Origin of the sequence: Pseudomonas corrugata, from assembly GCF_050920615.1 — a bacterium.
Classification (GTDB): Bacteria; Pseudomonadota; Gammaproteobacteria; order Pseudomonadales; family Pseudomonadaceae; genus Aquipseudomonas; species Aquipseudomonas corrugata.
Map to the genome: position 1 here is coordinate 4,100,006 of NZ_CP130434.1, position 26,140 is coordinate 4,126,145.

General features: G+C 62.2%; 12 protein-coding genes. 7 read left to right on the forward strand and 5 right to left on the reverse strand.

The window, feature by feature from the left end; all coding sequences use genetic code 11:
- The first annotated feature begins 806 nt into the window (after window positions 1–806).
- The 6 genes from QZH45_RS17845 to QZH45_RS17870 all read left to right on the forward strand — a co-directional run bounded on the left by QZH45_RS17845 (window position 807) and on the right by QZH45_RS17870 (window position 13,771).
- Window positions 807–2,069: a glycosyltransferase gene (locus QZH45_RS17845; RefSeq protein ID WP_024776962.1), complete on the forward strand. Its 1,263-nt coding sequence runs from the start codon at window positions 807–809 to the stop codon at window positions 2,067–2,069.
- A gap of 94 nt (window positions 2,070–2,163) precedes the next feature.
- Window positions 2,164–9,429, forward strand: coding sequence for an amino acid adenylation domain-containing protein (locus tag QZH45_RS17850; RefSeq protein ID WP_069018269.1), 7,266 nt, complete (start codon window positions 2,164–2,166; stop codon window positions 9,427–9,429).
- A gap of 109 nt (window positions 9,430–9,538) precedes the next feature.
- A complete protein-coding gene (locus QZH45_RS17855) occupies window positions 9,539–10,726 on the forward strand; it encodes an FAD-dependent monooxygenase (RefSeq protein ID WP_024776964.1) in 1,188 nt (395 codons plus the stop codon).
- 492 nt (window positions 10,727–11,218) lie between these two features.
- A complete protein-coding gene (locus QZH45_RS17860; protein WP_024776965.1) occupies window positions 11,219–12,046 on the forward strand; it encodes a helix-turn-helix transcriptional regulator in 828 nt (275 codons plus the stop codon).
- A gap of 87 nt (window positions 12,047–12,133) precedes the next feature.
- Window positions 12,134–13,558: an AdeC/AdeK/OprM family multidrug efflux complex outer membrane factor gene (gene adeC, locus QZH45_RS17865; RefSeq protein WP_024776966.1), complete on the forward strand. Its 1,425-nt coding sequence runs from the start codon at window positions 12,134–12,136 to the stop codon at window positions 13,556–13,558.
- A 6-nt stretch (window positions 13,559–13,564) separates the two neighbouring features.
- The gene (locus QZH45_RS17870) at window positions 13,565–13,771 is read left to right on the forward strand and encodes a hypothetical protein (protein ID WP_024776967.1); all 207 of its coding nucleotides are present in this window, start codon (window positions 13,565–13,567) and stop codon (window positions 13,769–13,771) included.
- A 174-nt stretch (window positions 13,772–13,945) separates the two neighbouring features.
- Here QZH45_RS17870 and hemN read toward each other — a convergent pair whose 3' ends face one another.
- The 3 genes from hemN to QZH45_RS17885 all read right to left on the reverse strand — a co-directional run bounded on the left by hemN (window position 13,946) and on the right by QZH45_RS17885 (window position 17,177).
- Complete coding sequence (gene hemN, locus QZH45_RS17875; RefSeq protein WP_024776968.1) at window positions 13,946–15,334, reverse strand: oxygen-independent coproporphyrinogen III oxidase; 1,389 nt, start codon at window positions 15,332–15,334, stop codon at window positions 13,946–13,948.
- Window positions 15,331–16,650 carry a hypothetical protein gene (locus QZH45_RS17880; protein WP_024776969.1) on the reverse strand — a complete coding sequence of 440 codons (1,320 nt, stop codon included), beginning with the start codon at window positions 16,648–16,650 and terminating at the stop codon, window positions 15,331–15,333. The genes hemN and QZH45_RS17880 overlap by 4 nt, the downstream gene beginning before the upstream one ends.
- 83 nt (window positions 16,651–16,733) lie before the next feature.
- Window positions 16,734–17,177, reverse strand: coding sequence for a CopD family copper resistance protein (locus tag QZH45_RS17885; RefSeq protein WP_024776970.1), 444 nt, complete (start codon window positions 17,175–17,177; stop codon window positions 16,734–16,736).
- 380 nt (window positions 17,178–17,557) lie between these two features.
- Between QZH45_RS17885 and QZH45_RS17890 the strand changes: the two genes are divergently transcribed.
- A complete protein-coding gene (locus tag QZH45_RS17890) occupies window positions 17,558–23,170 on the forward strand; it encodes a putative Ig domain-containing protein (RefSeq protein ID WP_024776971.1) in 5,613 nt (1,870 codons plus the stop codon).
- A gap of 298 nt (window positions 23,171–23,468) precedes the next feature.
- On the opposite strand, the gene QZH45_RS17895 is transcribed toward QZH45_RS17890, so the two are convergent.
- The gene (locus tag QZH45_RS17895) at window positions 23,469–25,049 is read right to left on the reverse strand and encodes an aldehyde dehydrogenase (NADP(+)) (RefSeq protein ID WP_024776972.1); all 1,581 of its coding nucleotides are present in this window, start codon (window positions 25,047–25,049) and stop codon (window positions 23,469–23,471) included.
- Between the two features lie 13 nt (window positions 25,050–25,062).
- Window positions 25,063–26,055, reverse strand: coding sequence for an AraD1 family protein (araD1, locus tag QZH45_RS17900; protein ID WP_024776973.1), 993 nt, complete (start codon window positions 26,053–26,055; stop codon window positions 25,063–25,065).
- Window positions 26,056–26,140: the final 85 nt, after the last annotated feature.

A 26,140-nucleotide genomic window follows, 5' to 3' on the forward strand; every position in this document is an offset into this window, starting at 1 on the left:
TACATAACAGGCACTCCGCTTTCGCGAGCAGGCTCGCTCCCACATTGGACTTGAGGTGTACGCAGCCTTTGCACACGCCACCCGCCCCTGTGGGAGCCGGGCTTGCCCGCGAAGACGGCGGCACATTCAACATCTACATAACAGACACTCCGCTTTCGCGAGCAGGCTCGCTCCCACATTGGACTTGAGGTGTACGCAGCTTTTGCACACACCACCAGACCCTGTGGGAGCCGGGCTTGCCCGCGAAGACGGCGGCACATTCAACATCTCTGTGGCAAACACTCCGCTATCGCGAGCAGGCTCGCTCCCACATTGGACTTGAGGTGTACGCAGCTTTTGCACACACCACCAGACCCTGTGGGAGCCGGGCTTGCCCGCGAAGACGGCGGCACATTCAACATCTACATAACAGGCACTCCGCTTTCGCGAGCAGGCTCGCTCCCACAGGAGATTTGGGGTGTACGCAGCTTTTGCATACACCACCAGACCCTGTGGGAGCCGGGCTTGCCCGCGATGGCGGCGGCACAGTCAACATCTCCGTGGCAGACACTCCGCTTTCGCGAGCAAGCCCGCTCCCACAGAGGATTGGCGATTGGACGCTGTATTTGTGCACCTCGCAGGAATCCGAGGCGCACGCCTACCAACCGTCGAGTGTCCCCATTTTCCGCCACAGACTTTTGCTCCCCGCCAATGCTTAATGCCCCCCGACAGGCTGAACCGTTTTAGTGGACGGAGTCCACGGACGGTCTCTGATCGCTGCAGATCAGGGTGGCCTACAACCGCAAGATCACTCTGGAGGGAACCTTATGCATGTGATCATTACGGCCGTCGGCTCAGCCGGTGACGTTCATCCATTTGTCGGCATCGGCCGCACGCTGGTGGCACGCGGGCACCGGGTCACGTTTTGCGCCAGCGCGGCGTTCGCGCCGTTGATCGAGCGCTGTGGTTTCAATTTCTTGCCATTGGGTACCCGTGAGGAATATGACGAGGTCATGGCTGACCCGGCGCTGTGGCATCCGCGCACGTCACTGCCGACCCTCTGGAAAACCATCGCCAGCACCCTGCGCGAACAGTACCGGCTGCTGGAACAGGCCTGTGACGACGAGACAGTCATGCTGGGTTCCCTGTGGGCATTCTCGGCGCGTCTGCTGCAGGAAAAGCACGGTGTCCCGCTGATCACCGCACAGGTGTCGCCGTTCGGTTTCTGGTCGGCCGCAGCGCCCTCGACCCATCCACCGGGCGCCAACCTGCCGGCCTTCGTGCCTTATCCCGTGAAGCGGCTGCTGCTGGGAATGATCGAACGGGCATTTCTCGACCGAGTCATGGCGCCTGAGCTCAACAGCTTCCGCCGCGAACTGGGGCTCGCGCCGACCAAACGCATCATCAGCCAATGGATTTCCTCGCCTGACCGGGTGCTGGGGTTGTTTCCGGAGTGGTTTGCCCCGGTGCAACATGACTGGCCTGCCCAGACCGTCCTGACCGGCTTCCCATTGTTCGACGAGTCGGGTCTGCAACCGCTCGACGCCGAACTGGAAGACTTCCTGAACGAGGCATCTCCAGTGGTGTTCACCCCGGGCTCGACCATGGTCAACGGCGAGCAATATTTCACCGCGGCGGTTCAGGCGCTGAAGCTGGTCAACCGCCGCGGCGTGTTCCTGACCAGCCAGCCGGTGGATCCTTCAGTATCCGGTGAAGGCAGAATCCTGGTACGGCGCTACGTGCCGATGAGTCGCATCCTGCCCCACAGCGCGGCGCTGGTGCATCACGGTGGTGTCGGGACCACGGCCCTGGCCATGGCCGCCGGCGTGCCGCAGATCGCCACGCCATTCGCTCACGACCAGTTCGACAATGCTGCACGAATGGAACGTCTGGGCTGTGGCATGCGGGTCTTCCCGCCCGCCTCCGCCGAGTCGCTGGCCGCAGCGCTGGACAAGGTCTTGAACAGCCAGGAAGTACGCGCCAGTTGCGACCGCTACCGCACGTTGATTCCGAGCGGTGACAGCGCCAGTGAAGCGGCAGCCCTGCAGATCGAGGCGCTTGCCCGGTCTGCCAGGTCACGCGCTGCCTGAGGCCGACATCGCCCAGCGCAATCATGGATGAAACAGCCACCGACAGGAGAACGCCAGCCGTTCTTCTGTCAGGGCTTTGAAAAGGACGACGAACATGGACGTGCTCTACCCGCTTACCGCCCCGCAACTGGACATCTGGCTGGATCAAGTGCTGCACGGCGACAGCCCGCTGTACAACATTGGCGGGTATGCCTGCATCAACGGCCCGGTCGACGCCGCAAAGTTGCAACAGGCGATCGACCAGGTGATCAGTCGTCACGACGCTCTGCGCATTCAACTGGTACCCGGCTCGGCGGAGCACCCCCTGCCGCGACAACGCTTCCTTGAATCGGCCAGCGCATCGCTGACCTTGCACGATGTGTCAGCAGAAGCCAATCCGCAGGCCAGCGCCCTGGCCTTGCTGCAAGTCAACCTGCAAACACCGTTTTCCTTTGAAGGCGGACTGCTGTTTCGCACGGACCTGATCAAGGTTCGCGAAGACCTCCATTACTTTTTCGTCAACTGCCACCACCTGATCATCGACGGCTGGTCCTTCGCCATGATCGGCCGAGCGATCAGCGAAGCCTACACCGCCGCATTGGATCCGGCGGAAGCGTCGCTGCCGGCACCGACCTACCGGGCGTATGTCGAGCAACATAAGAACGACAAAGACTCACCTGCCTTCCAGCGTCAGCGCCAATACTGGCTGGACAAATACCACAGCGTGCCCGAGCCCCTGCTCGCACCCCGTCACCCCGGTCGCTTCGAGCAACGCCTGGCCCCCAGCCAGAACCACGCCTGGCGCTTGCCCCGTGCGCTCTACAATCGTCTCGGCGAACGGGCGAAGGCCTGCGGGCAGGCGACGGTTTTCCATGCCATGTTGGGGCTGCTCTACAGCTATTTCGCGCGTATTACCCAACGCGATGAAATCGTGATCGGCATGCCGGTCCTCAACCGAGCCAATGCCACACACAAGGCCACCCTCGGCCTGTTCGTCGGCATGAGCCCGGTACGCCTCAGCCTGGGCACCGAACTGAGTTTCAGTGAGCTGGTGACCAGGATCGCCTTGACACTCAAGCAGGACTATCGTCATCAACGCTATCCATTGAGCGAACTGAACCGTGAGCTCGGCCTGCAGAATGTCGGCCGTCGGCAATTGTTCGACCTGGTGGTGTCCTACGAACAAGACCAGGACACCTGGTACGGGACCGCCCCCGCCCAACCGGTCAAACTCAGCAATGGCTACGAACAGATGCCCCTGTCGATGCACATTCGCGAAGCCGCGCCGGACGATGATGTGTGGATGCACTTCATCTACAACGAAGCCTGGTTCGACGCGGCGCAGATCGAGACCTTGCAGCAGCGTTTCATGACGGCGCTGCACTGTGTGGTCGATGATTTCGAAGTGCCAGTCAACGCCCTCGACATCATGCCTCCTGCCGAACGCTACCGGGTGGTCAATGAATGGAACCACACGGCTGTCGACTACCCCAGGGAGGTACTGCTTCATCAGTTGATCGAAGCCCAGGTAGCCGCGCATCCCGAAGCCACAGCGGTACGCTTCGAAGACCAGGCGCTGACCTACGATGAACTTAACCGACGGGCCAATCAGGTAGCTCATGCCCTGCTCGAAACAGGCATCGGCCCTGACGCACGGGTTGCCATCTGCCTGGAGCGCAGCCTGGAAATGGTGGTGGGCCTGCTGGGCATTCTCAAGGCGGGCGGCGCCTACGTGCCCCTGGACCCGGGCTATCCTGCCGACCGCTTGCGCCACATGTTGAGCGACAGTGCCCCCAGCGCACTGATCACCACGCGCACGTTGCTCTCGAATCTGCCCGCGGTGACAATGCCAATGCTGTGCCTGGATACCGATCTCGAGCACCTGTCCCGGCAACCGCAGCACAACCCGGACCCCATCGCGCTAGGGTTGACGCCCCGGCACCTGGCCTACGTGATCTACACCTCCGGCTCCACCGGCCTGCCCAAAGGCGTCATGAACCAGCATGACGGGGTGGTGAACCGATTGCTCTGGGCCCGCGACGCTTACCAGGTCGATGAACACAGCCGTGTCCTGCAAAAAACCCCGTTCAGTTTCGACGTGTCCGTCTGGGAGTTTTTCCTGCCGCTGCTCAGTGGCGCGCAACTGGTGGTCGCCGCCCCCGGCGGGCATCAGGACCCCCGCTACCTGCTGGACATCATGGCGAGTGCCGGCATCACCCTGCTGCATTTCGTACCATCGATGCTGCAGGTCTTCCTCGATCAGGTCACGGCGCAACCGCTGCCAGACCTGCGAAAAGTCCTGTGCAGTGGCGAAGCCTTGCCCTATGCCTTGCAGACGCGTTTCTTCGAGCGCCTGCCAGGGGTGCAGTTGCACAACCTCTATGGCCCCACCGAGGCGGCCATCGACGTGACGGCCTGGCATTGCCGGCCCGACGTGCACCCGGGCATCGTCCCCATCGGCCAACCGATCGCCAATACCCAGCTGTACATCCTCGACGCCAACCTGCAACTGTTGCCGCCGGGCATCGCCGGCGAGCTTCACATCGGCGGTATGGGGGTCGCACGGGGTTACTTGAACCGTGAGCAACTGACCGCCGAACGGTTCATCCGCGACCCGTTCCAGGCCGACCCGCAGGCGCGCCTGTACAAGACCGGCGACCTGGGTCGCTGGCTGGCCGACGGCAGCATCGAATACCTGGGCCGCAACGACTTCCAGGTGAAGATCCGTGGCCTGCGTATCGAGCTCGGTGAGATCGAAGCGCGCCTGGCGGCATGCGCAGGCGTCAAGGAAGTCGTGGTCATTGCGCGCCAGGAAAGCGAAGGCGATGCCTGCCTCAGCGCCTACCTGGTGGGCGAATCCGGTTGCGTGCTGTCACCCCAGGCCCTGAGTACAACTTTGCGCCAGCACGTGCCCGACTACATGGTGCCCCGGCACCTGATCCAGCTCGAACAATTGCCCTTGAACGCCAACGGCAAGCTCGACCGCAAGGCCTTGCCGGAACCCGCGCAATCCTTCGGCAGCACCGACGCAACCGAACCGCGCAACGCTCTGGAACAGGCACTGGCCGAGCTCTGGGCAGACAATCTGCAACGCCCCGTGCCCGGCGTTCACGACAATTACTTCATGCTCGGTGGCGACTCCCTGAAAGTCATCCACTTGCAGATCAAGGCCCGTGAACACGGGATCGGCCTGACGCTGGCACAGGTCTATCAGCACCCGACCATCGCTGAACTGGCCCAGAGCCTGCAGGCGCAGGCCGTCGCGCCGGCGGACCTGTCGCCCTCGGCCCATGTCGCCCCGTTCGCCCAGGTGCCGGAGGCGATCCGCCTGGCCAATGAAGGTGAGTTCGAGGATGTTTTTGCCGCCTCGCAACTGCAGGTCGGGATGATTTACCACTCGATGATGCACCCGGATTCGGCGATCTATCACGACATCTTCCGCTACCGCCTGCGCCTGCGCTGGGATCCGCTCGCCTGGGACCGCGCCTGCCGCGCGTTGATCCGCCGTCACCCGGCATTGCGCATGTCGTTCGACATCGGCCATGCCGAAACCCCCATGGCCCGGATTCATTCAAGCGTCGAACCGCCGGTGCAAGTCATCGACGCCGTGTCACTGAGCCCTGAAGCCAGGGCCCAGGCGATTGCTGCCTATGTGGAGGAGCGCAAGCGCTACCGCGAAGACTGGCAACGGGCGCCGCTGTATCAGTTCTGCGTGTTTGTCGCGGCCCAGGAAATCGACCTGGTGTTGAGTTTCCATCATGCGATTCTCGATGGCTGGAGCGTCGCCACCCTCATGCGTGACCTGATCAGGCTCTATACCGCAGAACCCGGTACGGACGCACTGCCCGCGCTGACCACCACCCCTGCCGACTTCGCCGTCCTGGAGCGGGAAGCCATGGCGTCCGACGTCCACCGCCACTTCTGGAGCGAATACCTGCGCGATGCACCGGCCGCCTCCATGACCAGTTGGGTCTCCGTGGTCGCCCCCGACCCGGTTCAGCACCGCTCGGCCTGGCGGGAACTGCCCCCGGCGGACCTGGCGCGGCTCGAGGTGTTCTGCCGCGTCCAGGACCTGCCGTTGCGCGCGGTCCTGCTGGCGGCCCACGGTTTCGCCCAAGCCATTCTGTCCAACCAGACGGAAGTGCTGTGTGGCGTCATCAGCCACGGTCGTCCGGAATTCGAAGATGCGGCCTCGGTGCTGGGCCTGTTCCTCAATACCCTGCCCATCCGTTTCGACACCCAGGGCGGCAATTGGCTCGAGGTGATCCGCGCGCTGATCGCCCAGGAGCAGCAGGTGTTCGCCCATCGGCGCTATCCCTTCGCACTGATCCATCGCGAAACCGCCGTGGCCCTGGACGTGGTGTTCAACTACGTCGACTTCTACGTGCTCCAGGACATGCTGGCGCAGGACGAGGAAATCCTCACCGAATGGGACACCACCGAAGCCAGCAACTATGACCTGCTGACCACCATCGGTCGCCATCCCGCCAACGGCTCGCTGATGCTGAAAATGGACTACTGCACGGCGCGGGTTGCCACCAGCCAGGTCGAGGCCTACGCCGATTACCTGCTGCGCACCCTTGAGCTGATGATCGCCGGGCCCGGTTCCGTGCCAAGCATACCGGCCTGGCTGCCCAACCCCGTCCAGGCCACGCCGGCGGAGGTCACGGCAATGCCCCATGCCAATCTGTCGTCCTTGTTGCTGGACCGCCTGGCGGGCCACGACGAACGAATCGCTGTGAGCTTCGAGCAGACCCACCTGTCCTATCGCCAACTGAGCGACACCTGCGCGCAACTGGTGAGTTGGTTGCACCGACACGGCATCGGACAAGGCGATCGGGTGGCGATCATGATGCCCCGCTCGCCCGAGCTGATCGTTGCCCTGCTCGGCGTGGTGCAGGCGGGCGCGGCCTATGTGCCGATTGACCTGAGCTACCCCCATGAACGTATCCGGCTGATTCTCGAAGACTCCCAACCGAGCCTGCTGCTGTTTGCCGATGCGTCGGCCACCCTGGCGACCACCCTGGCAGGCCAGACGGTCAAGCGTCATTGGAACGACGTGGCCGCCGGATTCGATGACGACCTGGCCCGCAGTCATGAGCTGGTGGCCCAGATTGCCGCCGGCATTGCAGGCGAAGATAACGCCTACCTGCTCTATACCTCGGGCTCGACGGGACGCCCCAAGGGCGTGGCCATGCCGCACCGTGCACTGACCAACCTGGTGCTCTGGCAGAACCGCCAGCAGGACATCGGCATACCGTTGAAGACACTGCAGTACGCGCCCATTTCGTTCGACGTCTCGTTCCAGGAGATTTTCTCCACCCTGTGCTGCGGTGCAGAGCTGGCCATGATCGACGAAGGGCTGCGCTATGACTTCATCCGGCTGCTGAAATTTATCCAGCTGCAAGACATCAATCGGCTGTTCCTGCCCTACGTCGCCTTCCAGGGGTTGGCGGAAGTCGCCGAGCAACTCGATCTCCGCCCCGCCTCGCTGCGCCAGATCAGCGTGGCCGGCGAGCAGCTGAAAATCACCGCCGAAATCCGCAACCTGCTGGATGGCCTCGACGATTGCCGAGTGGAAAATCACTACGGCCCGACCGAAGCCCATGTGGTCACTTGCCTCAAGCTTGAAGGCGCCGCAGCGTCCTGGCCGAGCATGCCGCCGATTGGCACCGCCATTGACGGGGTCCGCATGCATGTCTTGGATGCCACGGGCAACGCCTGCCCGGTCGGGGTCACAGGAGACTTGTTCATCGAAGGTATCTGCCTGGCGAACGGCTACTGGAATCGACCTGACCTGACTGACGAGCGCTTCATCTATCGCCAGTTGGACGGCAAGACCCGGCGTCTTTATGAAACCGGCGACATCGGGTTCTACCTGCCTTCGGGTGACCTCGTCTATCAGGGCCGCAGCGACGCGCAGGTGAAGATCCGCGGCTATCGCGTCGAACTGGGAGAGATCGAGGTGGCCATGCTCGGCTCCAGCCGGTTCGGTGCCGACATCCAGCAGGTGGCGGTCATCGACAAGGCGGCAGCGGACGGCAGTCGCTACTTGGTGGGCTTCGTCCAGGCCATGCCGGGGCGCGAGCCGGACCTGGATCAACTCAAGGCCGAGATGCGCCTGGCGTTGCCCGACTACATGGTGCCGAACACCCTCGTCGGCATCGCGCGGATACCCCTTGGCCCCACCGGCAAGATCGACCGCCGGCAACTGCAGAAGATCGAAGTGCAAACCACTCTGTTGCGCCCATTCACCGCGCCCAGGAACGCCATGGAGGATTTGCTGCAAGCCTACTGGCAAGAGGCCCTGGGCCTGGAAGACATCAGCGTGCATGACAACTTCTTCGAGCTCGGCGGCAATTCGCTCAAGGCCGTGCAACTGGTTGCCATGCTGACCCGACACCAGGGCCTGGAGCCGTCACTGTCCGACTTCATCCAGGCACCGACCATTGCCGAGTTCGCCCAGGTCCTGCAGCGGACCGACGCCGTGCCCTCTGACACCGGTGCGCTGGTGGACTTCAAGAATGCCGGCCGGGCGCCGACGCTGTTCCTGGTCCACCCCATCGGCGGGCATGTGCTGTGTTACGCCGCCCTCGCCCGGACGCTCAAGGATCAGGTTCATCTCTATGCGCTGCAAGCGCCAGGGACCTGGGATGCCCGTGAGCCGCTGCAATCGGTGCAGGCCCAGGCCGTGTGCTACGCAGACGCCATTGAACAGGTCGCACCCCAAGGCCCGCTGAACATCGGCGGCTGGTCCTATGGCGGCATCGTCGCCTATGAGCTGGCGAGCGAGTTGCGGCGGCGCGGACGGCGCCTGCACAACGTGTTCCTGCTGGATACCATCGTGCGCGTCAAGCAGGGCGAGGTCCGGATAGAACGCAGCGAGTTCATGAACTGGTTCATGTGGGAATTGCTCAGCGGCGACGGCCAGAAGGAATACGACTACCAGGCCCTGGACTTCTCTTCCATGACCGATGCGGACGCTTTCGATGCGATCAAACGGCACGGTATCGAGCAAGGCATTTTCGACAACAACATCACCCGGACCGCCTTGACGCAATTGTTCCAGGTATTCCATGCCAACTGGCAATCGTTGCTGGACTACCGCTTCCCGCCGCTGGACTTGCCGATCACCCTGTTCGCTGCGGATGTCGAGCTGCCCGATGTGTTGCAAGCGCCCCATGAGCTGGTGGGCACCGCCTTTCACGACCCGTATCGCGGCTGGCGGACAATTGCGCCCCAGGTGCAGCGGGTGGCCGTGGAAGGCGACCATCTGACCATGATGCGCGAGCCGTACATCGAGCGGGTGGGCGACATCATCCGCTCACGAATGGACGCGGCCCGGGCTGCACATGCCAGTGCCCTGGCGGCGCTGGCCTAGACGCTCAAGGGTCGACTGAAATTAATCCGTGGCGAGGGGATTCATCCCCTCGCCACAACGATTCATACAAATCTCAAGTGAATAGCACCACGAAACAGGTGAAACCAACATGACAAAAACCAGGAAAGCCATTGTGGCGGGCGCCGGTATCGGCGGTCTGACCGCAGCCATCGCCCTGCAACGAGCGGGCTGGCAGGTCAAGGTCTTCGAAGCGGCCCAGACGCTGCGCACCGGTGGCACCGGTTTGTCCATCATGGCCAATGCCATGGCGGCGCTGCATTCGATCGACGCCCACGTTCCGGTGGAACAGGCGGGCCAGGCGATCCGGCAGTTTTTCTTCAAGAAGCACAACGGCGAACCCATCACCCGCATGCCGATCCACGAGGTCGGCGAGCAACTGGGCCATCCCAATGTGAATATCCAGCGCCCTTTGCTGCTGCGCGCCCTGGCCCAGCAGCTCGCACCCGACAGCCTGACCACCGGGTTGCGTTGCGTGGGCTACAGTCATCGCCCGGATAGCGTGGCGGTGCAGTTCGAAGACGGCAGTACTGAGGAGGCTGACCTGCTGATCGGCGCCGATGGCCTGAACTCGGTTATCCGCCGCCAGATGCTCGGCGAGACCCCTACACGCCCCTCGGGCTATATCGCCTGGCTGGCGGTAACGCCGTTGAGCCATCCGGCAATGACCGAAGGCTACGTGGCGCATTACTGGGGGCGCGGCAAGCGGTTCGGGCTGTGTGACGTAGGAGATGGCCACGCGTACTGGTGGGGGACCTGCAACCGCGCCAATGCGGCGGATGACGCCTTGAACGTCAGCAAACAGGAAGTGCTCGACGCCTACGCCGGCTGGGCACCGGAAGTCGTTGCCGCCATCGAGGCCACGCCCGAGAGCGCCCTGTTGAAAATGCATGCCCGGGATCGTCACCCCGTGAAGCAATGCCGTGACGGACACGTGGTGCTATTGGGCGATGCCGCCCATCCGATGCTGCCCAGCCTGGGCCAAGGCGCGGCACAGGCCATCGAGGATGCCGTGGTGCTTGCCGATTGCCTGACGCAGGCGCCGGATCTTGGCGGCGCGTTGGCACAGTACCAGGCGTATCGACTCCCTCGGGCCAACGGCATCGTCAATGCCGCACGCTTCATGAGCGGCATCGAACAGGCCGAGTCGACATTCGCCTGCTGGGCGCGGGAATGGTACTTCCGCCTGACACCACAGAGCAGCTGGCGCAAAAAGAACCTTGACATCCTGTCGTTCAAACCCGGCCTACAACCGGTTGCAGCCTACGTCAATGACTGAAATCGACTCGCACATAGACAAAAAATGAAAAAAAATTCAAAAATAGGAGGCGTCCTACAGATTTGGAACTTTAATTCTGAACGTTTGGCCAGGAAAAAAGCGCCATCGGGACGTCGAAAAACAGACGCAGGAAGCCTCCAACGATCCAGACTTCTCTGTAACCCTATGTTTTCAGATAGAAAATCCAAAAGCATTCGAACAGGCAGGATGCCTATACAAACCAAGGTTTTTGCAAGTGAGAGGTTTTCCCAGGAATCGTCAGCTAAAACAGGACCGTCAGACTGTCCCTGTTTTCCCTTACAGACTTTTCCTACATGAGAATGCTTAATAGTCCCACCGGCTGAATCGTTTTTCATGTGAATGGATTCACAGGTGATTTTGATCCTCAGGTCTTAAATCCAGAAAAGGCTTCAGCATTTTAGGAAGCGATCGGATTTTTCTCCGTCGACGGTCACTGAGATGCAGAGCAGTTTCGATATGCAGGATAAGCATATGAATCGACATGCGGTTTTTGGAGGTGCGCAAAACACGCACATCTACGCGGAGCTAGGGAAGCTGATTTCAAGTGTCGGACACGAGAGTTTCTTGACCAACATGCACCAACTGATCGAAACATCGGTGCCTGTCAGTCGACTCGAACTGAGTGAGTGGACAATTGACGATGCCCAGGCAACGGTCCTCGATGTGCAGTTGCTCGGGGATGCAGGCCAACCGAAAAGCCCGCAGATGCAATCCGTCTGCCCTACCACTGCGATACAGCGCAACGACCATCCCCTGGTGAAACGGGTGCTGGAAGTGGACGACGCCCTGCTGATCCACCTGGGCGCACGGATGAAAAACGAAAGAGACAACAACTGCCTGGGTACTTCCCATCAATGCAGCCTGATTTCGCGCAAGGGCAACCGTCGCTGCGTGATCTCGTTGCATCGGCCCCAGGCACAGCGCGACTTTTCCCTGCAGGAACTGTCCTTTTTGAAATACCTCTCCGAGACACTGTTGCCGCTGGGGGAGCGCCATGCCCACCTCAATCGGCAGTCGTCTATCAGGAACCCGGGCAGCGCCGCCTCTCATCCGCTGAACATCGCCGACCAGACACAGTTGCAACGGGATTTCGATGAACGATTGAGCCCATGTGACGTGACCCTGTCGGTGCGGGAAAAAGAGGTCTGCCTGGGACTCCTGGCAGGCGGTACCGTCCCGGAGATTGCGGAAAAGCTGCAGGTCAAGAACAGCTCCATCGAAACCTACCTCAAACGCGCCGCCGCCAAGCTTGGCGTCAGCGGACGGCATGGGCTGGCGAAATGGATGATCGGATCCTGATGCGCAGGCACCGGCGAGCAAGGATCTAACCGAACCCCTCCTGCCAGAGCCACCGGGGCCTGGCAGGCATCACGATGAGGCAGGTCGATGCGTAAACTCCTGAGCCCCTTGACGGCCGCGACACTCCTGCTCGGCGGTTGCTCGCTGATCCCGGACTACCAGCGCCCCGATGCCCCCGTTGCCGCGCAATATCCCCAGACATCCGCCTATGCCCCGGCCCTGGCGGGACCCGCCGCGGCCGATCAGGGCTGGCGGGACCTGTTCCATGATCCGGCGCTGCAGCAACTCATCGAAAGCGCATTGGCCAACAACCGCGACTTGCGTGTGGCGGCCCTGAACGTCGAAGCCTATCAGGCGCAATATCGAATCCAGCGGGCGGACATCTTCCCGGCGATCAGTGCCAACGGCACCGGCTCGCGGCAGCGGCTGCCGGGCAGCCTGACGGGCACCGGCAAACCGGCAATCAGCAGCTCATATTCCACCACCCTGGGCATCAGCTCCTACGAGCTGGATCTGTTCGGACGCATACGCAGCCTCAGCGACCAGGCGTCCCTCATCTATCTGTCCAGCGAAGAAGCCCGCCGCAGCACCCAGTTGAGCCTGGTGGGCAGTGTCGCCAGTGCCTATCTGACCTGGCGGGCCGATCAGGAGTTGCTGGCACTGACCCGTGACACGCTGCAATCCTACGAACAGAGCCTGCGCCTGACGGAACGAAGCAATCAGGTGGGCACTGCCTCGGCCCTGGCCCTGAGCCAGTCACGCACCTCGGTGGAAGACGCCAGGGCACGCTTGGCGCAGTTCCAGCGCCAGGTCGCCCAGGACTTCAACAATCTCACTCTGCTGGTGGGCACTTCGGTTGCGGACGACCTGCCCGCCCGCCCCCTTTCCTCCGAGCTGCTGAGCGAGGTACCGGCCGGCTTGCCTTCGGACCTGTTGCAACGCCGCCCGGATGTCCTCGAGGCCGAATACCTGCTGCAAGCGGCCAACGCCAATATCGGCGCGGCCCGTGCCGCTTTCTTCCCGAGCATCAGCCTGACCGCCAACGCCGGCACTTCGAGCAACGAGCTGTCCGGGCTGTTCAAGGGCGGGTCGGGCAGCTGGCTGTTCCAGCCACAGATCAACCTGCCGATTTTCAATGCCGGCAGCCTTCGGGCAAGCCTGAACTATTCGAAAATCCAGAAGGATATCCGCGTCTCCCAGTACGAGAAGTCGATCCAGACCGCCTTCCGGGAAGTCTCCGATGGCCTGGCGGCGCGCAAGACCTACAAGGAACAATTGGTCGCGCAGACCGATCTGGTACAAGCCAACCAGGACTACTACAGGCTGGCGGAGCGTCGCTATCGAATTGGCGTCGACAGCAGCCTGACGTTCCTCGATGCACAACGCTCGCTGTTCAGCGCTCGCCAGACCCTGATCGTCGATCGGCTGTCGCAGCTGCTCGCCGAGGTCAATCTGTACAAGGCGCTGGGTGGGGGTTGGGTCGAACGCACAAACACCATGACTGTGAGGTGAACGAAGATGGGCACATTCGAACCTGGAACACTTGTCCGCTTACGCTCGGGAGGCAAGACCATGGTGGTCAAGCCGTCCTCATCGATCGCCCAGTTGCCCGATACCTTGCTGCTGCTTTGCGAGTACCGGGCCAAGAATCGGCTGGTGCAGGGATTCTATGCCGTGCGCGACCTGATCCCGGCGTCTGCGGCCCCCAATGGTGAAAGAACCTGACCTGGCTTGGGCACGTTTAACACCCACGCAAGCTGACCTATCGCCATCGCGAGCAGGCTCGCTCCCACAGGGGATTGGCGCCGGACGCAAATGCCGAACGCGCCCCGGATAATGTGGGAGCGAGCCTGCTCGCGATGATGGCGGCAGTCAACATCGTAGAGCTTCATCACGGCCTTACACCGTTCGCGAATACTGGACCGTCGGGGCTGCTTCCAGGTAGGCGTCGAAGGCCATGGCGACGCTGCGCATCATCAGTTGTCCCTGGGGCAGCAGCACCAGCGCGTCGGGGTGGATCTGCAGCAATCCGTCGCGCACCTGTTCCTGGAGCCGGGCCAGCGCGCTGGCGAAGTATTCGCTAAAGCCAATGCCGTGACCGGCCTCGATCCGGCCAAAATCCACACGCCCATGGCACATCAGTTCGTTGATGACTTCACGTCGCAAGCGGTCGTCATCGCTCAGGCGATAGCCGCGCTGCACCGGCAGCAGCCCCTGATCCAAGCGGGCGTAGTACTGGGACAGTTCCTTGACGTTCTGGTTATAGCTGTCGCCGACCTTGCCGATCGAGGACACACCCAAGCCGATCAGGTCGCAGTCCGCATGAGTGGAATAGCCCTGGAAATTGCGCTGCAGGGTACCTTGGCCACGGGCACGCACCAGCTCATCGTCCGGCAGCGCAAAGTGGTCCATACCGATGTAGACATAACCCGCCTCGCTCAGCCGGTTGATGGTCAGCTCGAGCAGCTCCAGCTTGCGCTCCGGCGGCGGCATGTCTTCAGGACGGATCATCCGCTGCGCCCTCACCCGCTGCGGCAGATGCGCGTAGCTGTAGGCGGCAATCCGGTCGGGTCGCAGGGCAATGATCTTGTCCAGGGTGACATCGAAACTGGCCAGGGTCTGCAACGGCAAGCCGTAGATCAGATCGACGCTGACCGACTTGAAGCGTGCCTCGCGGGCCGCCGCCACCAGCGCCGCGACCTGGGCTTCGCTTTGTACCCGATTGACGGCGGCTTGCACCTGGGCATCGAAATCCTGGACGCCGAAACTCAGGCGGTTGAAGCCCAGCCGACGCAACCCACTGACCTGCTCGGCAGCGATGGTACGGGGGTCGACCTCGATGGAAAACTCATGGGCATCGCTGTCATCCATGTCGAATGACTGGTGCAGGCAGGCCATCAATTCGGCCAGTTGCTCGTGGGTCAGATAGGTCGGCGTGCCCCCTCCCAGATGCAATTGGGTCAGTTTGCGCGAGCGGTCGAACAGGCTCGCTTGCAGGGCGATTTCCCGCTTGAGGTACGTCAGGTATTCGGCGGCGCGATGACTCTTGCGGGTGATGATTTTGTTGCACGCACAGTAGTAGCACAAGCTCTGGCAGAATGGGATATGGATGTACACCGATAACGGCTTGGGCACCAAGGCCTGGTTGCTGCGCCGGGCCGCCTCGCGGTATTCATCCATGGCAAATGCCTGGTGAAACTGTGGTGCCGTGGGATAGGACGTGTAGCGAGGGCCCGGACAGTCGTATTTCTCGACCAGGGCACGATTGAATGCGGATGGGGAATTCATGATGGATTCAACCTTTCAAAAGGCCTGGTAAGTATCGGTTCGAAGGGCACGGCAACTGCATCGTCAGGGCATGGGTCGAACAGATTGCAGATCGCGTCCACGTTCAACCGGCCGGCCGGCAGGATGCCGATGAAGCAGCTCGACAATTCGATCAGCCCATCGATATTCAAAGCTTCCAACTGCGGCCAGACGGACGCGAAATGCTCGCGAAAAACCAGCCCGAATCGGGCCTCGATGGCCGGGATGTCCAGTTCCAGGTCACAGGACAGCCGTTCGGTCACCGTCGCGCTGACCTGATCCGCAGCCTCGCAGCGCCAACCGTGACAAACCGGCAGTTGTCCGGCCTCCAGTTGTTGGCGGTACTGCAACAAATCATTGGTGTTCTGCACGTACAGATCGTCGATCCGGGTAATGGCCGCCAACCCGAACCCCACGTGATCACAGCAACCATACCGGGTAAAGCCTTGGCAGTTATGGTGCAAACGTCCATGTTCCTGGGCGACCGCCAGGTCGTCGTCGGCCCGGACAAACAGTCCCTGGCCAATGTAGTGGTACCCCGCTCCGATCAGTTGTTCACAGCTGTCCCGGCGCATGACGTCCTTGTCCGCCTGACTGCAAAAACTGCCGGTCATGGCGTCTGTCGAACGATAGCGATAAGGTGCCCGGGCATAGTCGAAAACATGCAGCCGGTCCGGCTCCAGTTCGATCAAGGTGGCCAGCTTCAGTGCGAAACTGTGGGGTGTCTGCCAGGCGTGGCCATAACCGAGGTCAATGCTGATGGAGCGAAAGCCAAAAGTGCGCGCCGCGTCGATCAATGAATGGATCGGAGCCGGGTTCTGGTAGCAATCCACCGACAGGTCGCGGTCGGCGCCCATGTCGGGGACCCCGATGCTGACGTGAGTGAAGCCCTGATCGCGAATCAGCCCCATGGTCGACCAGTCGGTGTGATGCAGGTCCAGCTCGATCCCCTGGTCGCCGCTTTCGGAAAAGTCGAAGCGCTTGCGCAGTTCTCCCATCAGCCGCTGTAGATGGACGATCACCGGTGTGCCGCCGGTCAACCAGAACTGATCGACCCGCCGGCCCGTCCCCAGGTGACAGCCGACCAGGCCCATCTCGTACATCAGCGATTGCAGATAGACGTCGATCTCGGCGCATTGGCAAACGCTGGCAAGGGGCGAACACGATGCCAGCCTCAGGCGTGACGGCAGGTGCACCGACAACGAGAACGGTCGCCGTTGTCGGCGGCTGTGGCGCAACCCCCGGAGCAGATCGAGGGAGCCGACGCCTCCGTGGAATTTATGTAGCGGGTCGAGCATGACAATCTCCGAGTGGCTGCGCGGGGATATTGTCCGGCTTCACCTGCCACGCCACCTTGACCTGTATCAAGCGCCTCGCCCCCTTACCAGCTGACGTAGAACATGCCCTTGGCCAACAGTACGATCGCCACCAGATGCAGGAACACCCGGGTATGGATGATCTGGACGTAACGGGCGTTCATGCGTCCACGCTGGAACAGCCACATGGCCCAGAGAAAATGCCCCAGCACGCTACCCGCCAACAGGATCTTCAGCCCCAGCAACACACCGAACGACGATTGCCACGGCGATATCAACAACGGCCAGTAGCGCAACCAGACCATCCCGCCACCCGCACCGAACAGCACCAGCAGCACCCAGGGCATCAACTGACGGGCACGCCGGCTGATGCCCTGTTCGAGCAGCACCATGACTTTTGCCGGCAGTTGCTGACGAATGCTCTCCAGGAACAGCACCTCGAAGAACACCGTGCCGATGAACACCAGGGCGGCGAAGAGGTGCAGGGTCAGGAACAGCGGATAGATCATGAGGGCCGTCCGGTTGCGCTCGATGGTTTACCCGAGACTAACGCGTGGGCCGGATCCCCGGGTTGATGCCAATCAAGGAACCGCTCATCAAGCACCACTCCCCTGTGGGAGCGAGCCTGCTCGCGATTGGCGGCGGCACATTCAGTATCCATGCAAACTGATCCACCGCTATCGCGAGCAGGCTCCCCACAGAGGCATGCGGCGTCAATGGAACGTAACTTTCCCGCACAAGGTTCCCGACCGCTGATCCGTTAGTTCAGCTTTTTGACACTTCCCCGACATTCGGTCACAACTTTCGCGCTCCGTCAGGTCCTAACCCTGTGGTCGCCGATGGAATATTGGCATCTACCGTGGTTCCAGCCCGATACGGAGATAAGCTCATGATTTTCAACGTACAAAATTTTGGCGCCAAAGGAGACGGTATTACCGATGACACCGCGGCCATTCAGGCAGCGATTGATGCGGCGGCAGCGGCAGGCGGGGGGCAGGTGTATGTGCCGGCCGGGACCTACATCGTTTCGGCAGGCGAGGAACCTTCCGATGGCTGCCTGATGCTCAAGAGCAATGTTCATCTGTATGGCGACGGCATGGGCGAAACCACCGTCAAGGTGGCCGACGGCTCCGACACCAAGATCACCGGCATCATCCGCTCCGCCTACGGCGAAGAGACCCACGATTTCGGCATCAGCCAACTCACCATCGACGGCAACCGCGACCACACCACGGGCAAGATTGATGGCTGGTTCAACGGCTACATTCCCGGGGAAGAAGGCTACGACTCCAATGTCACCATCGACAGCGTCGAGATCAAGGACTGCTCCGGGTACGGCTTCGATCCCCACGAGCAGACCGTCAACATGGTCATCAAGAACAGCGTGTCACACGGCAATGGCCTGGACGGCTTCGTGGCCGACTTCCTCAGCGACAGCACCTTCGAAAACAACGTCGCCTACGACAACGACCGGCACGGTTTCAACGTCGTCACCAGCACCCACGACTTTACCCTCACCAACAACGTCGCCTATGACAACGGCGGCAACGGCATCGTGGTGCAGCGCGGCAGCGAGGACATCCCCTCCCCCAGCAACATCACCATCACCGGTGGCGAGGTGTACGGCAACGGCGCCGAAGGGGTGCTGATCAAACTGTCCAGCGAAGTAACAGTCACCGGCGTCGATATCCACAACAACGCCAGCGCCGGGATACGTATCTACGGCAGCAACCACGTCGAGATCATCGACAACACCCTCAACAACAACTCCCTGGGCGGCGCCGTTCCCGAGATCATCATCCAGTCCTACGACGACACCCTCGGCGTCTCCGGCAAGTACTTCAACGGCAGCGATAACACGATCCAGGGCAACCTCATCAGCGGCAGCGACCTGTCGACCTATGGCGTTGCCGAGCGCAACGAAGACGGCACCGATCGCAACGCAGTCATCGCCAACACCATCAGCCACACCAGCAAGGGCGCCACGTTGATCTATGGCGATGGTAGCTACGTCAGCGCCACGGCACCGATGACCACCGTACAAGGCACGGCCGGCAACGACACGTTGCTGGGCACCAGCGCCAGCGAGATTTTCTACGGTGGCGCCGGCAACGACACGATCAACGGCGCAGCCGGCGGCGACATTCTGGTGGGCGGCGCAGGCATCGATAAACTCACCGGCGGCACGGGCGCCGATACGTTCCGCTTCGCCAGCCAGTCCGACAGCTACCGCAACGCGACCACCAGCTTCGACGACATCATCACCGACTTCGACGTCACCCAGGACAAGATCGACCTCGCCGGCCTGGGCTTTACCGGCCTGGGCAACGGCCGTGGCGGTACCCTGCAGGTCAGCTACAGCGCCAGCAGCGACCGCACCTACATCAAGGACTTCGACGCCGATGCCAGCGGCAATCGCTTCGAGCTGGTTCTTTCCGGCAACCTCGCCAGCACCCTGACGGCCAACAACTTCATCTTCAACCGAGTGCTCACCGGCACCAGCGGCAACGACTCGCTGTCGGGCAGCGACTCGGCCGATACCCTACTCGGCCTGGCGGGCAACGACAGCCTCAGTGGCGGCGCCGGCGATGACAAACTCGACGGAGGGGCTGGTATGGACACCCTTACCGGCGGCGCCGGGGCCGACACCTTCGTGTTTTCCAACCGCCTGGACAGCTACCGCAACTACAACACCGGCGGCGCCAACCTGGGAGACCTGATCACCGACTTCAATGTCGCCTCCGACAAGATTGACCTGTCGGCAATGGGCTTCACCGGCCTGGGTGATGGCAAGAACGATACCGTGTACGTGGTGCTCAACAGCGCCGGCACCAAGACCTACATCAAGTCCCTGACCGCCGACGCCAATGGCAACCGCTTCGAGGTGGCCCTGGAGGGCAACTACCTCAACACATTGACCAGTGCCAACTTCGTGTTCGCGACGTCGTCGCCGACCAACCACGCGCCGGTGGTGGCGACGCCGCTGCTGGACCAGAACGCGACGGAGAACACACCGTTCAGCTACGTGGTGCCGGCCAACAGTTTCAGCGACCCGGACAACGACAGCCTCAGCTACACCGCCAAACTGGCCGACGGCAGCGCCCTGCCCGGCTGGCTGGTGTTCGATGCCGCCACGCGTACCTTCAGTGGTACGCCAAGCGACACCGCCTCGGGCACTTATTCCATACAAGTCACCGCAACGGATGGCAGCAACGCCACCGTCAGCGACAGTTTCACCCTCGCCGTCCAGGACGTGCCCGCCTCCGTCGTGATCAATGGCACGCCGAACAACGACACCCTGACCGGCACCGCGGCCAACGAACAACTGTTCGGTGGCGCCGGGAACGACACGCTCAACGGCGGGGCCGGGAACGACATCCTGGTCGGTGGCACCGGGGTGGACAAACTCACCGGTGGCGCGGGTGCCGATGTGTTCCGCTTTACCTCGAAGCTCGACAGCTATCGCACCGGCACCACCAGCGCCAGTGACCAGATCCTCGACTTCGACGTAGCCGCCGACAAGATCGATGTCTCGGCGCTCGGCTACACCGGCCTGGGCAATGGCCTGAATGGGACCCTGCAACTGACCTACAGCACCTCGACCAACCGCACCTACCTCAAGGACCTGACGGTCGACGCGAACGGCAACCGCTTCGAAGTGTCGTTGGCAGGCAATCTGGTCAGCAGCCTGACGGCCAGCCACTTCGTGTTCGCCGACCAGAACACCCCCGGTAACGTCGCGCCGGTCGTGGCCATCCCGCTGCTCGACCAGAATGCCAGTGAAAGCACGCCGTTCAGTTACACCGTGGCCCACGACAGCTTCACCGACGCCAACCAGGACGTACTGACTTACACCGCGACCCTAGCCGACGGAGGGGCCCTGCCCGCGTGGCTGAGTTTCGATACCACCAGCCTGACCTTCAGCGGCACGCCGACCAGCACCGCAGCCGGAAACTATGACGTGCTGGTCAAGGCAACCGATCCTGCAGGTGCCTCGGTCAGTGACAATTTCGCCCTGGTAGTGGCTGACGCGCCGGCCAACACCATCACCGGGACCAACAGTGCCGAAACCCTCAACGGTACGGCTGGCGCAGACCTGATCCTCGGCCAGGGCGGCAACGACACAATCAGGGCCGGCACCGGTGCGGACATCGTCGACGGCGGCGTCGGGCGCGATTCCCTGTACGGCGGCGACGGAGCCGACACCTTCCGCTATACCAACGTGTTCGACAGCTACCGCGACTATGACACCGGCGGCGTCACGGCCACCGACACGGTCTATGACTTCACCGTGGGTGTCGACAAGATCGACGTTTCCAGCCTGGGCTTTACCGGCCTTGGCGACGGCACCCATGGCACGCTGTACATGACTTTGAACTCGGCCGGCGACAAGACCTACATCAAGTCCGCCGATGCCGATGCCGATGGCAACCGTTTCGAGATCGCCCTCAGCGGCAACTACCTCAATACCCTGACCGCCAGTGATTTCGTATTCGGCGAGCGCGCCCAGCAAGACATTCTCTATCTGCCGACCCTAGGCCAATCCAATGCCCGCCTGCTGCGCATGACCGAGGACGACGATCAATCCGGCACCTCGATGCTGGTCAACGACCTGGACCGCTACAGCCCCTACGACGTACGCAGCCAGTTCACCGACGCCGACGGCAATGGCATCGACATCGCGGTGGGTGGCAGTACCGTCAACGGCTTGTCGACGCTGCCCCCCGAAGAACTGAAGTTGTGCTGGTGGCTGACCGACACCAACCAGCCAGGGCCCGCACTGTTGCGCGCCGTGACGTTGCTGAAGGACCAGCTCAGTGAACTCGAGGCCATCGATAACGTCACCATGGGCATTATCTGGGGCCAGGGCGAAGAAGCCGCCCAGGAGATTGCCCGCGCCACCGACAAACAGGCAGCGACCGCTGCCTATCAGGCCGCGACGCTGAAGGTGTTCGACTACCTCCATGCCCAGTTCGGCAATTTCAGCGTGTACTTGATGGAAACCGGTCACTACGAGCAGGATGCGGCCCGGGCCCGTGGCTATTCAGAAGAGAAGATTGCTTCGATTGTCGAAGGTGTCGGCTATGTCCGCGCCGCCCAGGAAGCCATGGCCGCCGAGCGCGCCGACGTCAAGCTGGCGGTGGACTACACCGACTTGCCATTGCGCTACGAAGTCGATCCGTTGGTGTACCCCGATGACGTCTGGCATCTGCACGAGGAATCGGCGGAAATCGTCGGTCAACGACTGGCCGACTACATTGCCGATGATCTGGGCTTCCAGGGTAATCCCGACGACAACAACAGCGTGCAGGACATCTTCGACAACGCCCAGAACCAGGGTGGAATGATCTCCGGCACCGACCAGGCGGACACTCTGGTGGGCAGCTCGGGCAATGACACCCTGGATGGCGACCTGGGAGCCGATACTCTGACTGGCGGTGACGGAAATGACATCTATGTGGTCGACAACGCGTTCGACAGCGTGGTGGAAACCAACACCTCGACCTCACAGATCGATACGGTAAAAGCCTCGGTCAGTTGGACGCTGGGGGCCAATCTCGAGAACCTGGTGCTCACCGGCGTCTCGGATATTGATGGCACCGGCAACGAACGACGCAATTTCATCACCGGCAATATTGCCGACAACGTGCTCGACGGTGCCGCCGGCAACGACAGCATGAGCGGCGGCGATGGCGACGACACCTACTATGTCGACAATACCGACGATGCCGTGATCGAGACCAACAGCAATCCGCTGTCCGGAGGCATCGACAGCGTACACAGCCGCCTGGCGACCTACACCCTCACCAGCAACGTCGAGAACTTGTACATCGACACACCCGACGCGGCCAACGGCACGGGTAATGCGCTGGACAACACGTTGTTCGCCGGGGCCGGCAACAACGTGCTGGACGGGCGCGAAGGCAACGACACAGTGTCCTTCGAGCAGGGTCTGGCCGGCGTCACCGTGACCCTCTCGACGTCCGCGCAACAGAACACCGCAGGCTCGGGCCTCGATACGCTGAAGAACTTCGAGAACCTGACCGGCAGCGCCTACGCCGACACCCTGACCGGCAACAGCGCCGGGAACGTCCTGGATGGCGGTGCGGGCAACGATACGCTGGTGGGTGGCTCGGGCGATGACCGACTGATTGGCGGTGCCGGTACCGACACCCTGACCGGTGGAACCGGCGCGGATACCTACGCATTCGGTGCGCTGGCGGACACGGGCACCGGCGCCTTGCGCGACGTGATCAACGGCTTCAAGAGCACCGAACTGGACCAACTGGATTTCACCGGACTGGACGCCAACCCACTGACCGCCAATGTCGATGCCTTCACCTTCATCGGCAGCAACGCCTTCGACACCACCAACGCCACCGGTCAGTTGCGCTTTGCCGACGGCATTCTCTACGGCAGCGTCGACGCCGACGCTACCGCCGAGTTCGAGTTCGAACTGGTCGGCGTCAAGGAGCTGCACGCCAGCGACTTCACGGCGTGAACCTGATGTGAGGGCTCGGCTTGTCCGAATGCCAGTCAGTTAAGCCATAAACCTGTGGGAGCAAAGCTTGCTCGCGATTGCAGTAAGTCAGTCAGCAACAATGTCGACTGGTCTGTCGCTATCGCGAGCAAGCTTTGCTCCCACAGGTTTCCGCGCCGTTTGATTAGGGCAAGCCCGCTCCCACAGGGGCTAAGTGGTGTAAGCAAATCCAGCATTCACCCAGGAACCACTGTGGGAGCGAGCCTGCTCGCGATGCGGCCGTCCATCGAACCTCAACGGAGCGGCCGCCCCGCGATCGTCAGAGCGCGTCGCGGCCCGGTACCCCGTCCACCAAGCGCTGGATCCCCAGCGGATTGGCATTTTTCAGGGGTTCCGGCAGCAGGTTGTCGGGGTAGTTCTGGAAGCACACCGGCCGCAGGAAACGGTCGATGGCCAGGGTGCCCACCGACGTGCCTCGGGCATCGGAGGTGGCCGGGTAAGGGCCACCGTGGACCATCGAATCACACACCTCGACCCCCGTCGGGTAACCGTTGAGCAGGATCCGGCCGACTTTCTGCTCCAGCAGTGGCGTCAACTCGCTGAATCGCTCGAAATCACCCGGCTCGCCGATCATGGTCGCAGTCAGTTGGCCGTGCAGACCGTTCAGTGCGGCGCTCAGTTGCGCCTGGTCGGCTACTTCAACGAACACGGTGGTCGGACCAAACACCTCTTCCTGCAACGCCTCATCCCCTTCGATCAATAGACTGGCGTCGGCCTTGAACAACTGCGGCTGGGCCTGGTTGCCCTGCTGTGCGCGACCGGCCAGGTGCTCGATGCCCGGGTGGGCAAGCAACTTCTGCAAACCCTTGCCATAACTCTGCAAGGTGCCGGCATTGAGCATGGTCTGTGGCGCCTGGTCATCGATCAGCGCTGCGACCTGTTGAGTGAATGCCGTGAACTGCGGCGAACGGATGCCAATCACCAGGCCCGGGTTTGTGCAGAACTGGCCACAGCCCATCACCACCGAGGCGGTCAGGTCGCGAGCAATACTGTCGGCGCGGGTCGCCAGCGCTTCAGGCAGGACGATGACCGGGTTGATGCTCGACATTTCAGCAAACACCGGGATCGGCTGCGCACGCGCGGCGGCCATGTCGCACAAGGCACGCCCACCCCGGAGCGAACCGGTGAAACCCACGGCCTGGATCGCCGGATGCTTGACCAGCCACTCGCCGACGCCACCGCCGTAGATCATGTTGAAGACGCCGGCCGGCATCGCGGTTTTTTCGGCGGCGCGGATGATCGCATCGGCCACCCATTCGGCGGTCGCCATGTGGCCGCTGTGGGCCTTGAACACCACCGGGCAGCCAGCCGCCAGGGCCGACGCGGTGTCGCCACCGGCCGTGGAAAAGGCCAACGGGAAATTGCTGGCGCCGAACACCGCCACCGGGCCCAGGCCGATACGGTATTGACGCAGGTCCGGGCGCGGCAGCGGCTTGCGCTCCGGCAAGGCCTGGTCGATACGCGCACCATAGAAATCACCACGGCGCAGGACTTTGGCGAACAAACGCATCTGCCCGCTGGTACGCCCCCGCTCACCCTGGATCCGTGCGGCAGGCAACGCGGTTTCACGGCAGACCACGGCGACGAACTCATCGCCCAAGGCGTCCAATTCATCGGCGATGGCCTCGAGGAACTCGGCCCGGCGCACCGCGCTCAGGCTGCGGTAAGCCGGGTAAGCCGCGGCCGCCGCCTTGGCGGCTGCATCGACCTCTTCAGCCGTGGCCTGGATGAAATCACCCGGCAAGGCTTCGCCAGTGCTGGCATCGAGGCTCTGCAAACGCGTCTGGCCGGCCGCGCTGCGCGCCCCACCGATGTAGTTGTGACCAAGGATCTGGTTCATCGCAAGTCTCCTCTTAAAGTGTGCCGATAGTACCCGGGTTGAACACCGCGTCCACCGGGGCAATGCCGTTGACCAGCGGCGCGCCGAATTCGGCCTGGCTGATTTCGAACACATCCCCCGGCTGGGTACGGATGCCATCGGCGAACGACAGGGTCGCGGTGCCGAAGAAGTGAACGTGCACATCCCCCGGACGCAGGAACTGACTGTACTTGAAATGGTGGAATTCCAGGTTTTCAAGGCTGTGGCACATGTTGGCCTCGCCACTGAGGAATTCGTTCTGCCACAGCACTTCGCCGTTGCGCAGGATACGACTGCTCCCGGATAGATGTTGAGGCAATTCACCGACACGAAGTTCCGGACCGAAGCTGCAGCTGCGCAGTTTCGAATGGGCCAGGTACAGATAATTCTTGCGCTCCATTACGTGGTCGGAAAACTCGTTGCCCACCGCGAAGCCCAGGCGATAAGGCTTGCCGTCGAGACCTATGACGTACAGGCCGCTGATTTCCGGCTCTTCGCCGGCGTCTTCGGCGAACGGCGGCAACGGGAACGGATGCCCCGGACGGACGACGATGCTGCCGTCGCCCTTGTAGAACCACTCCGGTTGCACGCCGGCCTGGCCGGCCTCGGGTTTGCCCCCCTCCACGCCCCACTTGAAGATGCGCATGGTGTCGGTCATGGCGGCTTCGTCGCCGGCCTGCTGGTGCATCTTGTCCCGGGCCGAGGCACTGCCCAGGTGGGTCAGGCCGGTGCCGCTGACCAGCAGGTGCGCCGGGTCTGGATGATCCAGCGGCGGCAGGATGCGCAGCTCACCGCGCAACCGCGCGTAATCATGCTCGGCACCGAATCCCAGGCCGTTGACCTGCTCTTGCAGCTTCACACCCGCCCCGATGGCCGCCAGCGCCAGCTCACGCACGGTCGTCGCGCATTGCACTTCCCGCACCCGGTCGCCGTCGACCACACCGACACGGCGCTCACCGTTATCCAATTCGAACTGAACTAAACGCATGGTTTTCTCCTGTAAACACAACTCAAATACAGCACCAGCCCCCTGTGGGAGCGAGCCTGCTCGCGATGACGGCGGCACATTCAAC